This is a genomic window from Marinoscillum luteum, from assembly GCF_044005705.1.
In the GTDB taxonomy this organism is placed as follows: domain Bacteria; phylum Bacteroidota; class Bacteroidia; order Cytophagales; family Cyclobacteriaceae; genus Marinoscillum; species Marinoscillum luteum.
Map to the genome: position 1 here is coordinate 215,012 of NZ_JBIPKE010000014.1, position 17,254 is coordinate 232,265.

Annotated in this window: 19 protein-coding genes; 6 read left to right on the plus strand and 13 right to left on the minus strand. The window is 46.4% G+C overall.

Annotation, left to right across the window (positions count from 1 at the left end):
• Positions 1-18: 18 nt before the first annotated feature.
• Positions 19-2,580 (plus strand): ABC transporter permease, encoded by a 2,562-nt coding sequence (locus ACHKAR_RS06930; RefSeq protein ID WP_395416732.1) that lies wholly within the window; start codon positions 19-21, stop codon positions 2,578-2,580.
• A gap of 14 nt (positions 2,581-2,594) precedes the next feature.
• Here the strand turns inward: ACHKAR_RS06930 and ACHKAR_RS06935 are convergent, their stop codons facing one another.
• A complete protein-coding gene (locus tag ACHKAR_RS06935) occupies positions 2,595-2,867 on the minus strand; it encodes a hypothetical protein (RefSeq protein WP_159585531.1) in 273 nt (90 codons plus the stop codon).
• Between the two features lie 135 nt (positions 2,868-3,002).
• Here ACHKAR_RS06935 and ACHKAR_RS06940 point away from each other — a divergent pair, with 135 nt between their 5' ends.
• Positions 3,003-4,139 carry a hypothetical protein gene (locus tag ACHKAR_RS06940; protein WP_395416734.1) on the plus strand — a complete coding sequence of 379 codons (1,137 nt, stop codon included), beginning with the start codon at positions 3,003-3,005 and terminating at the stop codon, positions 4,137-4,139.
• Between the two features lie 151 nt (positions 4,140-4,290).
• Positions 4,291-4,809 (plus strand): lipocalin-like domain-containing protein, encoded by a 519-nt coding sequence (locus ACHKAR_RS06945; RefSeq protein ID WP_395416735.1) that lies wholly within the window; start codon positions 4,291-4,293, stop codon positions 4,807-4,809.
• Between the two features lie 150 nt (positions 4,810-4,959).
• On the opposite strand, the gene ACHKAR_RS06950 is transcribed toward ACHKAR_RS06945, so the two are convergent.
• From ACHKAR_RS06950 to ACHKAR_RS06990, 9 genes are all read right to left on the minus strand, one after another.
• Positions 4,960-6,615, minus strand: a complete 1,656-nt coding sequence (locus ACHKAR_RS06950) for a glutamine--tRNA ligase/YqeY domain fusion protein (protein WP_395416737.1) — start codon at positions 6,613-6,615, stop codon at positions 4,960-4,962.
• A gap of 91 nt (positions 6,616-6,706) precedes the next feature.
• Positions 6,707-7,180, minus strand: coding sequence for a cytidine deaminase (locus ACHKAR_RS06955; protein WP_159585523.1), 474 nt, complete (start codon positions 7,178-7,180; stop codon positions 6,707-6,709).
• A 59-nt stretch (positions 7,181-7,239) separates the two neighbouring features.
• Positions 7,240-7,863: a rhomboid family intramembrane serine protease gene (locus tag ACHKAR_RS06960; protein ID WP_159585521.1), complete on the minus strand. Its 624-nt coding sequence runs from the start codon at positions 7,861-7,863 to the stop codon at positions 7,240-7,242.
• On the minus strand, positions 7,864-8,838 hold the full coding sequence (locus ACHKAR_RS06965; RefSeq protein ID WP_395416739.1) for a polyprenyl synthetase family protein: 975 nt from the start codon (positions 8,836-8,838) through the stop codon (positions 7,864-7,866).
• Between the two features lie 126 nt (positions 8,839-8,964).
• Positions 8,965-11,127 carry a ribonuclease R gene (rnr, locus tag ACHKAR_RS06970; protein WP_395416740.1) on the minus strand — a complete coding sequence of 721 codons (2,163 nt, stop codon included), beginning with the start codon at positions 11,125-11,127 and terminating at the stop codon, positions 8,965-8,967.
• Between the two features lie 7 nt (positions 11,128-11,134).
• Positions 11,135-11,857, minus strand: coding sequence for a 3'-5' exonuclease (locus ACHKAR_RS06975; RefSeq protein WP_395416741.1), 723 nt, complete (start codon positions 11,855-11,857; stop codon positions 11,135-11,137).
• A gap of 62 nt (positions 11,858-11,919) precedes the next feature.
• Positions 11,920-12,315 carry a hypothetical protein gene (locus ACHKAR_RS06980; protein ID WP_395416743.1) on the minus strand — a complete coding sequence of 132 codons (396 nt, stop codon included), beginning with the start codon at positions 12,313-12,315 and terminating at the stop codon, positions 11,920-11,922.
• Complete coding sequence (lipB, locus tag ACHKAR_RS06985; RefSeq protein ID WP_395416744.1) at positions 12,312-13,028, minus strand: lipoyl(octanoyl) transferase LipB; 717 nt, start codon at positions 13,026-13,028, stop codon at positions 12,312-12,314. Before lipB ends, ACHKAR_RS06980 begins: the two co-directional genes overlap by 4 nt.
• A complete protein-coding gene (locus ACHKAR_RS06990; protein WP_395416745.1) occupies positions 13,029-14,009 on the minus strand; it encodes a type I phosphomannose isomerase catalytic subunit in 981 nt (326 codons plus the stop codon).
• A gap of 14 nt (positions 14,010-14,023) precedes the next feature.
• Between ACHKAR_RS06990 and ACHKAR_RS06995 the strand changes: the two genes are divergently transcribed.
• From ACHKAR_RS06995 to ACHKAR_RS07005, 3 genes are all read left to right on the plus strand, one after another.
• Entirely contained in the window at positions 14,024-14,365 is a 342-nt protein-coding gene (locus ACHKAR_RS06995; RefSeq protein ID WP_395416746.1) for a YraN family protein, read from the plus strand.
• A gap of 61 nt (positions 14,366-14,426) precedes the next feature.
• Positions 14,427-14,651, plus strand: coding sequence for an AbrB/MazE/SpoVT family DNA-binding domain-containing protein (locus ACHKAR_RS07000; protein WP_159585505.1), 225 nt, complete (start codon positions 14,427-14,429; stop codon positions 14,649-14,651).
• Positions 14,635-15,033 (plus strand): type II toxin-antitoxin system death-on-curing family toxin, encoded by a 399-nt coding sequence (locus ACHKAR_RS07005; protein WP_159585503.1) that lies wholly within the window; start codon positions 14,635-14,637, stop codon positions 15,031-15,033. The genes ACHKAR_RS07000 and ACHKAR_RS07005 overlap by 17 nt, the downstream gene beginning before the upstream one ends.
• Positions 15,034-15,035: 2 nt before the next feature.
• Here the strand turns inward: ACHKAR_RS07005 and ACHKAR_RS07010 are convergent, their stop codons facing one another.
• Genes ACHKAR_RS07010 through ACHKAR_RS07020 form a run of 3 tightly spaced genes read right to left on the minus strand, consistent with a single transcriptional unit; the run spans position 15,036 to position 17,229 of the window.
• Positions 15,036-15,467, minus strand: coding sequence for a hypothetical protein (locus ACHKAR_RS07010; RefSeq protein WP_395416747.1), 432 nt, complete (start codon positions 15,465-15,467; stop codon positions 15,036-15,038).
• The gene (locus ACHKAR_RS07015; RefSeq protein ID WP_395416748.1) at positions 15,464-16,051 is read right to left on the minus strand and encodes a GNAT family N-acetyltransferase; all 588 of its coding nucleotides are present in this window, start codon (positions 16,049-16,051) and stop codon (positions 15,464-15,466) included. Before ACHKAR_RS07015 ends, ACHKAR_RS07010 begins: the two co-directional genes overlap by 4 nt.
• A gap of 11 nt (positions 16,052-16,062) precedes the next feature.
• The gene (locus ACHKAR_RS07020; RefSeq protein ID WP_395416749.1) at positions 16,063-17,229 is read right to left on the minus strand and encodes an AIR synthase related protein; all 1,167 of its coding nucleotides are present in this window, start codon (positions 17,227-17,229) and stop codon (positions 16,063-16,065) included.
• Positions 17,230-17,254: the final 25 nt, after the last annotated feature.

The following is a 17,254-nucleotide window of genomic DNA, read 5'->3' on the forward strand; positions in this document are numbered from 1 at the left end:
CTTCACCAATAGACATTCATGGATCATAAAATAAGAGTTAGCGGAACAAAATATTCCATGATCTGGCCCCTGAAAATGGCCTGGCGTGACAGTCGCAAGAGTAAGGGCAAACTTTTGCTTTTCGTTCTGGCCATTTCTCTGGGCATAGCGGCGCTTGTGGGTATTACTTCATTCAGAGAAAACCTGCTGCAAGAAATCAATAATCAGGCGAAAACGCTGATTGGTGCAGATATAGAGATCAAAGGCAGCGAGCCTCTGCCTGACAGCCTCATGCTGGCGCTCTATGAGCTGGCCCCTGAAATGTCCCGTGAGGTATACTTCGCCTCCATGGTGTACTTTCCCAGTACCGATGGCACCAGGCTTGCACAAGTGCGGGCTTTGGCAGGAAAATACCCATATTATGGAGAAATAGAAACCATCCCGGCGGCAGCCTCCAGAAAATTTCAGCAGGGGGAGTATGCGCTGGTAGATGAAAAGCTCATGATCCAATACAATGTGGAAATTGGGGACTTTGTAAAGGTCGGTCAGCAGCAGTTTGAAATCATCGGCCGGCTACAGAAAATTCCCGGCCAAACAGAAATTGGGGCCACAGCAGCACCAGTAGTATACATCCCTTATAACCACCTGGATCAAACGGATTTGCTTCAAAAAGGCAGCCGGGTCAACTACCTGCAGTACTTCCAGTTTCACCCTCAGGTGGATACCACCGGTAAGTGGTCACAGCTGGTGACCCTGGTCGATAAAAAGGGCTTTCGGGTAGATGACATAGAAGAGCGAAAGGAAGAAACTGGTCGTGCGTTTAAGGACCTCTCCAATTTTCTGGAGTTGGTGGCCTTCACGGCCCTGCTACTTGGCTGCATAGGCGTGGCGAGCTCCATTTACGTGTATACCAAAGAAAAAACAGGCATTGTAGCTACCCTCCGATGCCTGGGAATGAAATCAAGTCAGGCCATTTCCATTTTTCTGATTCAGGTAGGCTTCTTCGGGCTGATCGGCTCCATCATCGGGGCACTTTTAGGCGTGGGCATGCACTTGTACTTGCCCGTACTGGTCAAAGATTTTATTCCTGTGGAACTCACCCCACAGCTTTCCTGGCTCTCCGTGCCGAGCGGCGTGGGAATTGGTGTGGTGGTCTCTATTCTTTTTGCCTTGATCTCGCTGGTCTCCCTGCGCAAGGTTAGTCCATTGCAAGCTATCCGGTCAGATTCTGAACCTACCAGGTTTCAGTTGGACTGGCTGCAAATCACTGTTGGCTTCAGCATTCTGGTGTTTCTAATGGCGCTGATCTACCTACAAATAGGATCCCTGCAGGATGCTGCTATTTTTACTTTTGGTTTACTCCTTACCATCATCATCCTGGGGCTCATCGGAAAGGGACTGGCTTTTGGAATCAAAAAATTGTTACCCAACAGTATTCCCTATGTGTGGCGGCAGGGGCTTTCTAACCTCTATCGCCCACATAATCAAACTTCATTGCTCATTACCACCTTAGGACTGGGTACTGCATTCATTGCCACCCTTCTCTTCATGCAAAGTTTGCTGGTTGACAGGGTCTCCATAGCTGGTGCAGAAGACCGGCCAAATACGATCCTTTTTGATATCCAGACACCACAAAAGGAAGAAGTGCGCCAGCTTACGCTAGACTATGACCTGCCTGTGATGCAGGAAGTCCCCATTGTAACCATGCGCCTGGTAGAGCTCAATGGAATCTCGAAAAATGAAGCTGAGCGAGACACCACCATCACCACTCCTGACTGGGCCTACAACAGGGAGTACAGAGTGACCTATCGGGACAGCCTGATCGAATCAGAAACCCTGAAAGAAGGCAAATGGATAGGGAAAGTAACCAACCCCTCAGACAGCATTTTTGTGTCGGTATCGAGCGGCTATGCAGAGAACCTGGAATTAAAAATTGGGGATGAGATGGTTTTCAACGTACAGGGCGCCTTGCTTAAAACCTATGTAGGTAGCTTTCGGGAGGTAGACTGGCGACGCGTGCAAACGAATTTTCTGGTACTTTTCCCGGCGGGGGTCCTGGAGAAGGCTCCGCAATTTCATGTGCTCATCACCCGGATAGATAACAATCAGCTCTCCGCACGATACCAGCAGGCTGTGGTGAGGAGTTACCCCAATATTTCCATCATCGACCTGGAACTGATTCTCAAAACGCTGGAGGAAATTTTGGGGAAAATCGCTTTTGTGATTCGGTTTATGGCTTTCTTTAGTATTGGCACAGGCATTATTATGCTCATCAGCTCCATAGTGCTCAGCCGCTTTCAGCGCATGCGCGAAAACGTACTTCTGAGAACCATTGGCGCCTCCAGTCGCAAGCTTTGGAAGATCATCTTTGCAGAGTACTTCTTCCTGGGCGGACTTGGAGCACTCTCAGGCATTCTCATTGCCATCCTTACCACCACTCTGCTAGGCAAATTTGTATTTGAATTCACCTTCATTCCAGACTTCTCGCAAATGATCTATGTGGGGCTCACCATTACATTTCTTACGGTAATTATCGGCCTTCTCAATAGTAGTGATGTGATCAGTCAAAGCCCTCTGGAAGTACTCAGAAATGAAGGCTAAAGCAGATTAAGATTTTAATCCTGTCGGTACCAAACCCTAAGCAGCTGATACCAGTGCGAACTAGATTCTCCGCCGGTCCAAAGCTCCGTATCCATACTTCCCTCCTCATCGCTTTCATGGATATTGGGGAGGACCACTGTTTCCACGTTCAGTACATCAATGGCCGGATTCTCCTTGATCCAGATGTTGGCAGCCTCCAGTACTTCCTGAAAACTCTGAATACGACCTGACTTGAACATGCCCCCTTTGCTTTTTTCGGGGACGAAATCTTTAGCTAATAATGGCATTTTAGTACGGCTTTAGGTTAATTATTCTTCAAAATATTAAATTTTTACCACATTAAACAGGACTTTAATAAGTCTCAACATCTTTGGTTGGCATTATTTCTGGTATCCCTATCTTTAGTCCCAAATCAGCAGCACATGAAAACTTTCTACAACCTCCTCATCATTTCTCTTATCATTTTCTTGATCAGCGCCTGCTCAAGTGGCAAAAAAGCACTTCAAAAGGGTGACTATGACAAAGCTGTGGCACAAGCGATACACCGCCTGCGCGGAAATGATGATCACAAGAAAGCTGCGTCTACATTGGCCAAAGCCTATAAATATGCGGTAGAGTCTCACCTCAGTAATGTGGAGCGCGCAAAGCTCTCCATGGATCAGCTCAAATGGGAGCCAGTAGTGAGCAATTACCAAAGCATCAATTACCTCTACGATGAAATCCTGCGGTGTCCTGGCTGTAGGGAGGTAGTACCAAACCCCGTGAAATATGATGCAGAGTTAGCCACTGCCAAAAGAAACGCTGCAGAAGCGCGCTATCAATTGGGCATGGCTGCGCTGAACCAAAAGCAAAACCGTCAGAAGGCCATTGAGGCTCACCAACACTTCTCCAGTGTGCAGTACTTTGTGCCGAGGTATAAAGATGTGGAGGATAAGCTGCAGGAAGCCCTATACCACGCCACCCTCAAGGTGGTGGTAGAGCCTATCCCCACCCCCGCACGGATGTTCAGTATCCGCCATGAGTTTTTTGTGAATAAAATCAACGAGTACCTTCACAATCATGTAATCAGCGAGTACGTCAGGTTTTATACCCCCGATGAGGCCCAGGCTCAGCAGCTGGAGTTTGTAGACCACATCATTCGCATGGAGTTTGATCAGTTTGCTCTGGGAAATGTATTTAGCAACAAAGTCACCCGTGAGGTGAGCCGAGATAGTGTACTGCTGAGCGATGAGGGCAGGGCGCCAGTCTATGGCACCGTGAAAGCGACCGTGACCGTACATGAGAAAGCCATCACTGGAACAGGCCTGCTGGACTTTAAAATACTTGACAATGACCTCAACAAAGTCATCAGTCAGGAGAAGTTTCCAAGTGAATACACATGGGCTGTGCGATGGGCTAGCTTCAATGGTGACGAACGAGCCCTCACTGATGAAGACAAAGCATTGGTCAATAAGATAGAGCTCCCAATTCCTAACCCACAATGGATGTTTGAAGAATTCACTGCCCCCATCTACGACCAGGTGATCAACAAGATGCGGGTGTATTACCGCAATTTTTGAGGAATTGCCGATCGTGTAAACCTAATGCCACTCAGATATTTTTCGCCCTCTATTTGTTCTGAACCGGGTCTTTTTTACTGATTCTGGCATTTGGTTTGCCAGACCAATGCGGCCTTCACCTGAAGGTCAAAAACTCAAATTAATAGAACAAATGAAAAAATGGTTTAACCTGGGAGCACTTCTGCTGATGGTCAGTGGATCGCTCGTGTTTACGTCCTGTAAGGATGATGATGATGACAATGAACCTGAATCTCCGCTGGTAGGAGTATGGGCTTATGAGTCTTTAGACATTTCAATCACCATTAACGAGGTGGACTTTATCGATTACATTATTGAAGCTTTCGACCTTACTCAAGCCGAAGCTGAAGAATTCGAAGAGGAGTTCATCGAAGAAATGAATGAATTTGATGGAATGAAGTGGACTTTTACCAAAGATTCTAAGTTTACCGTGACCTCACCAGAAGGTAACGAAAACGGCACCTGGAGCCTTAGCGCAGACAATAAGAAATTGTCTTTGACTAGTGGTACAGAAACCGACGTGATCACTGTGAAGTCTCTAACATCCAGCAAAATGGAGCTTTTCTATGCTGAAGAGTACGAAGAGGACATGGACGAGGATGGCGAAGATGACGTATTCGCTATCTCTATGACCCTTAAACTGAAGAAATAATACCCTCTTCATACAATCAAAAAATCCTGCCCGAGGAATCGGAGCAGGATTTTTTTTGTTTTATACCATTAAAGAGGTGATCAAAAACGGACAGTTGTTCTTCAGAAATGGACAGCCCTTCATTTTTGATTGTTCATAGGGCGCATCCCCTTACCAGTTATCTCTCAGTGTGATGGTACGGTTGAAAACGAGCTTATCTGCTGTGCTGTCCTCATCCACCCTGAAATACCCAACACGCTCAAACTGCACCAGATCATCCACCTTGGCGTTCTTCAAAGAACCTTCCAAAACCACCTTGTCATTGATCTCCAGTGAATTGGGATTTAGGTGGTTTTTAAAATCATCTTCGATATCATTTAGGTTCTCTGTATGAAAGAGTCGGTCATAAAGCCTGATCTCTGCATGCACCGCATGCTTCACAGACACCCATCCCAATGTTCCCTTTACTTTCTTTCCGCTGGTGTCCTGGCCACTTCTGGTTTCAGGGTCATATTCGGCATAGATAGTGGCGATCTCACCATCGGCCCCTTTGTCAAAGCCTGTGCATTTGATGATGTAGCCATACTTAAGCCGTACCTCACGGTCCGGGCCCAGGCGGTACCATTTCTTCGGGCTTGGCGGGTCTTCCATGAAGTCTGCACGGTCTATGTACAGTTCTCTTGTGAAAAGCATTTCGCGGGTTCCTGCAGCCTCATCCTCCGGATTATTCACAGCGGTCATCACCTCTTCCTTATCCTCTGGCCAGTTGGTAATCACCAACTTCACTGGATCAAGAATCCCAAAAACCCGATTACATCTTCTGTTGAGGTCCTCACGTACGGCATGCTCTAGCAACGCCACATCGGTAATACCATCCCTGCGGGCCACACCCACTTTTTTGATGAAAGTCTTCACAGCCTCAGGTGTAAAGCCTCTTCTTCTGATACCTGATATTGTAGGCATTCGGGGGTCATCCCAGCCGGCCACATATTTTCCTTCCACCAACTCCAGCAATTTTCTCTTACTCACTACTGTATAGCTCAGATTGAGCCTGGCAAACTCCGTCTGCTTAGATGGAAAAATTTCCAATTCCTTAATCAGCCACTCATACAGTGGCCTGTGCACCTCAAACTCCAGCGTACAAAGTGAGTGTGTCACATGCTCAATACTATCTGACTGGCCATGGGCAAAGTCATAAGTAGGATAAATGCACCACTCATTGCCAGTGCGATGATGCTCCGTGTGCCTGATCCTGTATAAAATAGGATCACGCATGTGCATATTGGGAGAAGACATGTCAATTTTGGCACGAAGGACTTTCTCACCATTTTTATACTTTCCATCCTTCATCTCTTCAAACAAGAGAAGGTTTTCTTCCAGGCTTCGTTCGCGAAATGGGCTATGCTTTCCGGGAACTGTCGGTGTTCCTTTTATTTCGTTGAAGGCCTCCTGACTCAGGTCATCCACATAGGCACTTCCTTTTTTGATCAGCGCCTGAGCAAAGCCATAGAGGGTGCCAAAGTAGTCCGAAGCATAATGCTCCCCATCCCACTCAAAGCCCAGCCATTTGATGTCTTTCTTGATAGAATCCACATACTCCACATCTTCCTTTTCAGGATTGGTGTCATCAAAACGCAGATTGCATTTTCCGTTGAATTTTTCCGCCAGACCAAAGTTGAGACAAATGGATTTGGCATGACCAATATGCAAATAACCATTGGGCTCCGGAGGGAAACGTGTTTGAATCGCCTGGTGCTTGCCGCTATTCAGATCATTCTCGATCAGTTGCTCAATGAAATTCAGTGATTCTCGCTTTACAGTTTCCATACAATTGAAAAATTTGACGCAAATTAAATAGAAACGACAAAGAAAAGAGAGTGTTTTGGAAGAGTAACCAAAAAGTCTCGGTCATCGGGAATTAACCCAGCGTTTCTGACCCGAAAGAAAAGGGTAAAAGTTGTCTTGTATCAGCCAAAACAATAAAATGACCCGTTCGGTCTCCCATGATCACTCTCAGACCTTCCTGCTGCTGACCTGCATACTCCAGCATCACCTGACGACAGTTGCCACATGAAAAGGCATCCGCCATTTCTCCTTGAGCATTTCTGGCCACCACTGTAATCGCCTGTATGGGTTGCTTCGACTGTGACTTGGCTGCAAAAAGGGCTACTCGCTCGGCACACAGACCGGAGGGATAGGCCGCATTCTCCTGGTTATTACCCGTCACCACGCTACCATCAGCCATCAATACCGCACTACCCACCTGAAAGTGGGAGTAAGGAGCGTGTGCCCCGTCCAGGGCCTGCATAGCGGCATCTATCAACTGCTGATCAGCCGGGGTGAGCTCATCGTAGGTAAGTCTTTGGTATTCGAAGGTAAAAGATTGATTCATCGGCTTTCATTTTTGGGAAAAGAATAACGCCCGCGCCAACCGGGGGTTTGTCAACAGGGCTAAAAAATACGATAGGTTTTAATCTGATCTATGAAGCTTATGGCGGAGTGAGGGTTTACCACAATCCCAAAAATAGCTCCATAAATGGCTCCATACAGGTGCGCCTCGTGGTTGATATTATCACTCATATTGCGCCCCTGGTAGTAAGAATAAACGACATATATAATCCCCAGAATAAATCCGGGAAGGCAAAAAATACCATAAAGGCAGATGTCATTCAGCGGATAGTAAAGAATACTGGCAAAAACCATGGCCGAAACTGCCCCGGAAGCTCCCAGGCTGTTGTAATGAATGTCGTTCTTTCTTTTGAAAGCCACGGGTAGGTCGGAAACCACTATAGCGGAGAGATAAAACAGCACAAAAACAATGGTACTGCTACCTCCGAGCACCTGGCCAAAAACCTGCTCTACAACTCTTCCAAAAAAATAAAAAGTGAACATGTTGAATCCGAGGTGAATGTAGCTTCCATGGATAAAGCCAGAAGCAATCAGTCTCCAGTATTCCTTTTTATGAAACACCAAATAAGGGTTCATGAGCGACTTTTGGAATACCTCTGCTTTGTTGAAAGCTGCCAGACTAACCAGCACCGTCACTATAATAATAAGGGTAGTAAGTGAAATCATTTATTTTTCTCTTTTCATCAACTGCCCGGCAAAGCCTCGCAAAAGCGATTTTCCCTCGGCATCAGCGGCTAAACTATCCAATAATGTGAAAGATTCATCAAAATACTGATTCATAAGCTGAGTGGTCAATGCCTTTATCCCCAACTCATCATAGATTTTGGTCACAGCAGCCACCTTTTCTGCGGGATCAAACTCCCTCATGGACAGCCAGTTGCTTAGCCGCGCTTTCTGATCACCCACCGCCAATTCCTGAGCCTTGATCAGAAGAAACGTTTTCTTATTAGAAATAATGTCTCCCCCCACCTGCTTGCCAAATTTGGCCTGGTCGGCATATACATCCAGCAGATCGTCCATCAGCTGAAAGCCAATACCCATCTTCACGCCCACCTCATATAGTTGCTTGCGTACCTCCACGGGCATACCAGCCATAAGGGCGCCGTACTCCAGACTAAAACCCAGTAAAACGGCCGTTTTCAATCGGATCATGCCAATGTATTCTTCCACACTCACACGCTCCTCAGACTCAAAGTTCATATCTATCTGCTGCCCCTCACACACCTCCACAGCGCATTGATTGAACAAGCGCAAGGCCTCCGGCAAAAGCACCGGATCCAGCTCCAGCAGCAAGTCATAGGCTTTCACCAGCATGGTGTCACCGCTGAGGATCGCCACTGTATTGTTCCATTTTTCGTGCACGGTGGGTTCACCTCTCCGAAGGGGAGCTTCATCCATGATGTCATCATGCATCAGTGTGAAGTTGTGAAAAACCTCTACGGCCAATGCTGGTCTGACGATTCGCTCACAGTCCCCTTTCCCCAGCTGGTAACCCAGCAAAGTCAAAAGCGGACGCATACGCTTTCCCCCCAGAGACATGATGTATGAAATGGGTTCGTAAAGGTTTCTTGGCTCATGGCCAAAGTCTAACCCGGCAATGCCTTTGTCTAGAAGTTCCTGAAGTTCAGGGATTGATTTCATGAGGTGATATTTCTGTAGCAAATAAAAGCAAAACTCCCACAAACAGACGATTGTTGACCAAAGTCAGGCATGGCAAGCTTCGGTTCTCTGAGTGTTCCTCTGTTTGACCAGCGCAATGCGCCTGGGTCAGTCCTCCTGAACCAGGTCCAGATCGATGGTCCTTCGGTCGATATCAGTTTTCACGACCTTCACCATCAGCTTATCACCGAGTGTGATGATCCGTTTGTTTCGCTTGCCAATGATGCGGTAATTTTTCTCATCAAATTCATAGAAATCATCATCCAGATCGGCCAACCTCACCATGCCCTCGCACTTGGTCTCTACTATCTCCACGAAAATTCCCCATTCGGTTACTCCGGAAACAATGCCTTCAAAATCCTCGCCCAGCATGCTCTGCATAAATTCCACCTGCTTGTATTTGATAGAGGCGCGTTCAGCATCCGCAGCATTCTTCTCGCGTTCGGAAGAGTGAACACATTTTTTCTCTTCAGGTTCTACCTCCACGGATTTTCCTCCTTGCAGATAGTGCCACAACAAGCGGTGCACCATCACATCAGGATACCGGCGGATGGGAGAAGTAAAGTGTGTATAATGATCAAAGGCCAGGCCGAAATGACCTTTAGGCTCTGTGGTATACTTGGCTTTGGCCATGGAGCGTATGGCCAACTGCTCCAGCACATTCTGCTCCGGCTTGCCAGTGATCTCATCCATGAGCTTATTAAGGCTTTGGGAGATGTCTCCGGATACATTCATTTTGTGACCAAACTTGGCCGCAAACTTGGAAAAGTTTTCAAGCTTTTCCGGGTCCGGGTTGTCGTGGGTTCTATACACAAAGGTGTACTTCCCATTTTCCCCTTTGCCCCACTTATAGATATAGGTAGCCACCTCTCTGTTGGCCAGGAGCATGAATTCCTCGATCATTTTGTGCGCATCCTTACGCACTTTTGGCACTACTGCCAGGGGCTTTCCTTTTTCGTCCAGCTGGAATTTTACCTCTGTGGTTTCGAAGTTGACAGCACCATTCTTAAATCGCTTGTCTCTTAGTTTGTGAGCAATGCTGTTGAGCAGTTGCAGCTCGGCGGCATAGTCTCCTTCTCCGGTCTCTATCCCTATCTGGGCATCCTCATAGGTAAACCTTCTGTTGGAATGGATAATGGTACGCCCAAACCATTTTTTCTTCACTTTACCCTCTGTATCCATCACGAATGAGGCCGAAAATGTCAGTTTATCCTCATTGGGTCGGAGTGAACAGAGTCCATTGGAAAGCTTTTCTGGAAGCATAGGGATGGTTCGGTCCACCAAATAGACCGATGTAGCCCGCTGTACTGCTTCTTTCTCCAATGCCGATTTGGGTGTGACATAGTGAGACACATCGGCAATGTGAATGCCTATCTCATAGTCACCATTGTCCAGTTTTTCAATCGACAATGCATCATCAAAATCTTTGGCATCCTCCGGGTCCACAGTAAAGGTGGTGATGTTTCTAAAGTCGCGGCGATCCTTGAGATCTTCAGCAGAAATCTCCGTAGGGATTTTAGCTGCTGCATCTTCGATGCTCTCGGGAAATTTGAATGGCAACCCAAACTCCGCCATGATGGAGTGAATTTCGGCTTCATTTTCACCGGCAGCACCCAATACGGCCGTCACCTCACCCATCGGGCTCCGATTTTTGGCGTCATGCCATCGGGTGATTTTCACCATCACCTTATCGTTGTGTTTGGCCTTCATGATTTTCTCAGGGTACACAAACACGTCAAAATGGATGTTTCTACTATCTGGCACCACAAAGGCAAACTTTGGTGATAGCTCAATACGTCCGACAAATTCTTCTTTGGCCCGTGAAACGAGCTCTACCACCTTACCCTCTGGCCTGAAGCCATCATTGCCGGGTTTGGTTATCTGGACTTTTACAATGTCCTTGTCGATGGCAAACTTGAGATCGTCGGTTTTGACCCAGATGTCATCCTCTGACTGGTCACTAATGATATAGGCAAAGCGGGCATTCACATGATCCACCCGACCTTCTATGGTTTCGGGCTCATACGCACTGATGAAGCGCCCGTCGGGTGCTTTGGCCAGTTGGCCTTTGGATTCCATCCCGAAAAGGATGTCTTTGAGTGATTCTTTAGACTTCTTGTCACGCAGACCCAGCTCTTTGATGAGCTGTCTGTAGCTGAAACGCTCACCTATGTGATGAGCAAATACACCTCTTACCTGGTCTTTTATGCGCTTTACATTAGATGATTTCTGCTGGGGTTTTTCTGTTTTTTTCTTTCTTTTCTTACTCATATAGAGCTTATGTAACTATTGTAATGTTTTTGGGATCCACTATGGGAAGTGCATGCATTTTTAAAAATAATTGTGCGGTAGCTATCACATCTCCCTGGCAGTATTTTTCTATTCGTTCCAGGCCTTTTTCTTCAGTGTAATATACTTCATTCACCATGGATCCGTCTATGTCTGTTTTACTTGAGGGGATGTCAAAAATGGTGGTGAGCAGATCCAGAGAGGTGAAATTTTTCCGATCACCAAACTTCCACATTTCCAGGGTGTCCAAAAAATTGACCTCCCATGGCTTCTTACCGGCATTGTCCAGTACGTAGGGCAGCTTGATCCCATTGATCAGCATGCGGCGGCTAAGATACGGAAAATCGAACTCCTTTCCATTATGTGCACATAGACGTAAGTACTCTGGGTCAAATTTTGTTTCCAAAAAGTTTTTTACCTCCGTAAGAAGCTGCTGCTCGTCGTGACCAGATATGGACTTAATCCTGATGTTCAGCTCACCCTGGTCTTCATGAAAAATACCAAATGCCACGGTAATCACTTTACCAAACTCGGCATAAATTCCCGCCCGTTTTTCATAAAGTTCCTCAGCGGTAAGCTCTTCCTCATTCCTGAGAAAGTTAGCTTTTTTCTCCCAGAGCCTCTGGAGATCCGTATTAAGCTTGTGATATTCTTTTGAGTTGGCTACTGTTTCGATATCGAGTATCAACAGATTCTTCAGACGCTGATCCATAGAACGACAAATTGGTGAACTTAAATTACAAAATACGGAGCTATGAATCCAAATATCGGTGCTTACTGATGCAGCACGCCCTCTGTCTGTAGTTCGTCTATATAGCTGAGGTTCTCTTTGATGATGGTTTCGGGCACAAAGATGTACTTCTTATCATAGAGTTGGCCATCGATAAAAAAACTCACCCAATACTCGTTGTTCAGGTGAAAGACCTGCTCATCTATAGGCTCTATCAGGGCATACTCGCCAGACTCTATCCTGGGAATCATATGGCGAAGAACAGAGGTTTTCTGCTCCTCTCCCCCTTTGATGCCATAGCCCTTGCTGGTCACCATCACGGTATCCAGGTGTTTTTCGCTTCTGTTGAGCAGATACACTCGCCATTGCTCTGCATCTTTTTCTCTGACCACAGAAACGAATACCTTTTCAATCTGTGGAAATTGGATGTCTTTTTTCATTCTTCCAGTTCCATTTCAAATAAATCAACCAAATGCCCCTTGAGTCTGTGCTCCACTTCGGCCATCTCAGGCTTGTACCCAAGCTCTTTGTCAAGGGAGGTTACGGCCTTATCGTCAATACCACACGGCACGATGTAGTCAAAATAGTTCAAGTCCGCATGCACATTGAAGGCAAACCCATGCATAGTCACCCAACGGCTGGACTTAACACCAAGGGCACAAATTTTTCGGGTGTTTGCTTCGTCTTCATGATCTATCCACACACCGGTGAGCCCGGGGATTCTTCCTCCCACCACCCCATAATCCTTCAGGGTGAGAATAATAGCCTCCTCCAGGTATCGCAGATATTTATGAATGTCGGTAAAAAAGTTATCTAAATCCAGTATGGGGTACCCCACAATCTGACCCGGGCCATGATAGGTAATATCCCCACCCCGGTTAATCTTGTAATAGGAGGCTTCTTTCTCGTCCAATCCGTGTTCATCCAGTAACAAATGCTCCGGTTTGCCACTTTTACCGAGGGTAAATACATGCGGATGCTGACAAAAAATAAGGTAATTGTCCACCGCTTTCTGCTCCGATTCCGGAAGTTTTCGGTTGGCGATTTTCTGATCTACTGATCTCTTAAAAACAGCCTCCTGGTAGTCCCAGGCCTCTTGATAATCCATGAGCCCCAGGTGAATAAACTTGGTTTTTTTGTTTTGAATAGCCAACTATTTGCGGATATATGACTCCAACATGGTAACGCCCCCAGAAGTTTCAAACTTATATTTTTCCAAAGCAGCAGGCACCAGTATCACTTCCCCCATCTGCAAGTTTTCAACTCCTCCGGGATAGATCAGCTTTGCGTTTCCTTCAAGACATATGTAGATTTTGAAACAATCCAGGCCAGAATGATCCAGCTCAAAATCCCCTGTCAGGGTCAACTTGTTAGTAGTAAAATACTCGCAAGACACTATGTCTACGCGAGTGTCCGCCTGATCCTTATACGGCGTTTTGTATTGGTCGTACTTTTTGTAGTCAATGGCATCCAGTGACTCCTCTATGTGCAACTCGCGCAAATTGCCCTCGGCATCCCGGCGGTCAAAATCATAAATGCGATACGTCACGTCAGAAGTCTGCTGAATCTCCGCCAGCAACAGTCCCTTGCCGATGGTATGCACCCTGCCCGCAGGTAAAAAAAACACATCTCCGCTTTGTGCCACTTCGCGGTTCAGAATTTCGTTGAGTCTGCCTTCATCAAATGCCTTCTGATAAGATGCACGGTCCAGGTCCCGACTAAATCCGCTGATCAGGGTAGCTCCCGGGTCAGCCTGCATGATGTACCACATCTCCGTTTTTCCTTTGGAGTTATGACGCTTTTGAGCCAACTCATTGTCCGGATGCACCTGTATGGACAAATCATCATTGGCATCTATAAACTTGATCAATAAAGGGAATTCTTCTCCATACTCCCTGCGTATGCGCCTACCGAGCAACGCATCACCTGCCGCAGCTATCACCTCTGTAAGTAACTGGCCCGTGAGTGCCCCGTTGGCCACCTCTGAGATATTTCCCTGTACACCTGAGAGCTCCCAGGTCTCCCCGCAGTTGGGTAGCGGAGAGAAGTCTTTACCCAGTATTGTTTTGATCTTTTGTCCTCCCCAGATCTTATCTTTAAATATGGTCTTGAATTTCAGCGGATATAATTCCAATGTTGTAGCTTTTGATGGATACTAAAAATAAGGGCAAATATGGGGAAGATTTGGCGGTTTCTTACCTCCGTAAGAAGGGATTTGAAATCGTGGAAAGGAACTACCGCTTCCGCAAAGGAGAAATTGACCTGATCACCCTCCTGAATAATGAGGTGCTTGTTTTCGTTGAGGTAAAGCTCAGGAAAGGAGACGCCTATGGGGATCCGGAAACCTTTGTGAGTCGCAAGCAAGAGCGACTCATCATTCAGGCCGCAGAGGATTACATTTTTGCCATCAACTGGCAAAAGGATATCCGCTTTGATATTATTTCGATCACGGGAAGCAGGGTGGAGCACATAGAGGACGCTTTTTATTGAATCACATTTTAAACGAACCTCACCTTTCTTATCTTCGTATTATAATCTATATTATAAACATATGGAAAAATCTAAAGTAACTACCGTCGGCTCATCCGTTGGAATAGTTCTCCCAAAGTCTATCCAGGCCAAGCTACATGTGAAAAAAGGCGACACGGTTTCCTTTATTGAAACGGCGCATGGAGTAGAAATAACTGCCTACGATCCTGAGTTTGAAGATCAAATGAATGCGGCAAGGAAAGTAATGGACGACTTCAGAAACTCATTAAATGAGCTCGCCAAGTGAATTTAGATGGGTAAGTGAGCCTGTGGTTCACGCCATCCACAATGAACAAATTTCAAGACATGGGGGTCTTCCAGGCATCAGAGATAATGCCCTGTTGGAATCTGCTTTGGCACGTCCGAAAAATGTGTTTGCATATGAAAATGGAAGCATCACTCAATGTGCCGCCAGCTATATGTATGGTATTGTTCGTAATCATCCATTTCTGGACGGAAACAAAAGAACAGGCTTTGTGGTAGGTGTGACCTTCCTGATTTTAAATCAACATTATGTGGAAGTCTCCGAGGCAGATGTAGTCATGGAAATTTTGAACCTGGCAAATGGAAATACCTCAGAGGAAGCCCTTGAGTTATGGCTAAGGAGAATCATAGTCCCCCTCAAATAACCTCACTTCTTCACCTTTTTCTTCAGGTACTTCACTACTGCGTCATATTCCGTATTCTCCCTGTTGGAAAGCTTAAGGATCTTCTTTTTTGTATACAGGATTTTTACTTCTCTGAATTCCCCGTTTTTGGTCTTAATCACCTCCTCGCGCCAACCCAAAATGTCCGGCACTTTGATGTCCACTTTCATTCGGGTAAATGGATAAAAAACTGCGATCCGATTATCTCCAATCTTCACGATTTTTATGGCCGCGAGTAACTTTCCCAGCACCAGTAAACCTATGACCAAGGTCAATGGGGCGAGAATCAGCTTGAAAATAAAATAGGAGTCTCCAGACAGCAGGCTATTTAAAAGCATAAAAAATGATCCGAAAATCAGGATCAGGAAAATACTCAGCGCCGTTAACGTTTTGGTAATTGGCTTTGAAACGATCATCGATAAGTAGCTATTCTCTTTTCCAAATTTGCTTTAACCTGCGGCCACTCATCCTTCAAAATGCTGTAATAAATTGTATCTCTTCTTCTCCCTTTGGCCACGATTCTGTTGCTCCGGAGTATCCCGTCCTCCTTTGCTCCCAATTTCTCTATCGCTCTTCGGGAGCGCACGTTGAGCACATCTGTCTTGTATTCCACCCGGTAAAAGCCCAGGGTTTCGAAAGCGTGGGTCATCATTAGAAGCTTGCAGTTGGGGTTTACCTCGGTACCATGAAATTCCGATCCATACCAGGTACCTCCCACTTCGATGACCTTGTTGGGTTCATCTATGCTGAGATAACAAGTCAGTCCTGCATATTTTCCGCTTGGCTTGTGATAGACTACATGCGGTAGCCACTTGCCCTCATTCATAAGGGTAATCCTGCTTTCCATCCAGCTTTCAAAGACAGATTCCTCAGCCAGATCATACGGAAAATAGGTCCAAAGTGAGGAGTCAGAAACCAGATGGGTTAACTTCTTCAAGTCTCCACTTTCAAGCGGGCTCAATCGGATTACATCATTTTCAAGGGTAGAAAGGGGTAACATCGATGACAAGTTTAGTGATATGTATAACTTCCTTCCGGGGATTGGATCAAAACTTCTTTCTGCTCAGCAGCCTCTACTCTTCCCACTATTTGTGCATCCACATGGAAAGACTTGGAGATGTCAATTACTTCCTGAGCATACTCCTGGGGGAGGTATACCTCATATCTGTGGCCCATGTTGAAAACCTGGTACATTTCTTTCCAGTCGGTGCCGCTTTCCTCCTGTATCAGTCTGAATAGTGGCGGAATTTCAAAGAGGGTGTCTTTGATAATTTTCAGCCCTTTCACAAAATGAAGTACCTTGGTCTGGGCTCCGCCGCTACAGTGTACCATGCCGTGTACTTTACCCGGTAGTTCGGTCAATATTTTCTTCACGATAGGGGCGTAGGTTCTGGTAGGGCTAAGCACCAGTTTCCCGGCATTCAATGGACTGCCCTCCACAGAATCAGTGAGTTTCTTACTTCCTGAAAATACAAGCTCCTGATCCACAGCGGGATCATATGCCTCACGGTACTTATCTCTGTAAACCTTATCAAAAACATCATGCCTGGCGGAAGTCAGGCCATTACTGCCCATCCCGCCATTGTATTCAGACTCATAACTCGCCTGACCATAGGACGACAAGCCTACGATCACGTCACCCGGTCGGATGCCGTCATTGCTGATGACTGCACTGCGTTTCATCCGGGCCGTAACTGTGCTGTCCACTATGATGGTACGCACCAAATCTCCTACATCTGCGGTTTCTCCACCGGTAGAAATAATATCGATCCCCTGGTCGCGGAGCATCTGGAGCACCTCCTCGGTACCATTGATGATCGCGGAAATGACCTCTCCGGGGATCAGGTTCTTATTACGCCCGATCGTGGATGAAAGCAGGATATTTTCCACACACCCGACGCAGAGCAGATCATCGGTATTCATGATCACAGCATCCTGAGCAATCCCCTTCCAAACCGAAAGGTCGCCGGTTTCCTTCCAGTACATATAGGCCAATGAAGATTTAGTACCTGCTCCGTCGGCATGCATGATGGCGCAGTAGTCTTCGTCTTTGGTGAGGAGATCCGGTACTATTTTGCAGAAAGCCTGAGGGAAAAGCCCCTTGTCTACATTTTTGATGGCCGCATGTACATCATCTTTGGTGGCAGAAACTCCCCTTTTAGCGTATCGATCAGACATGAAAATTTTTTTGGCAAAGAAAAAC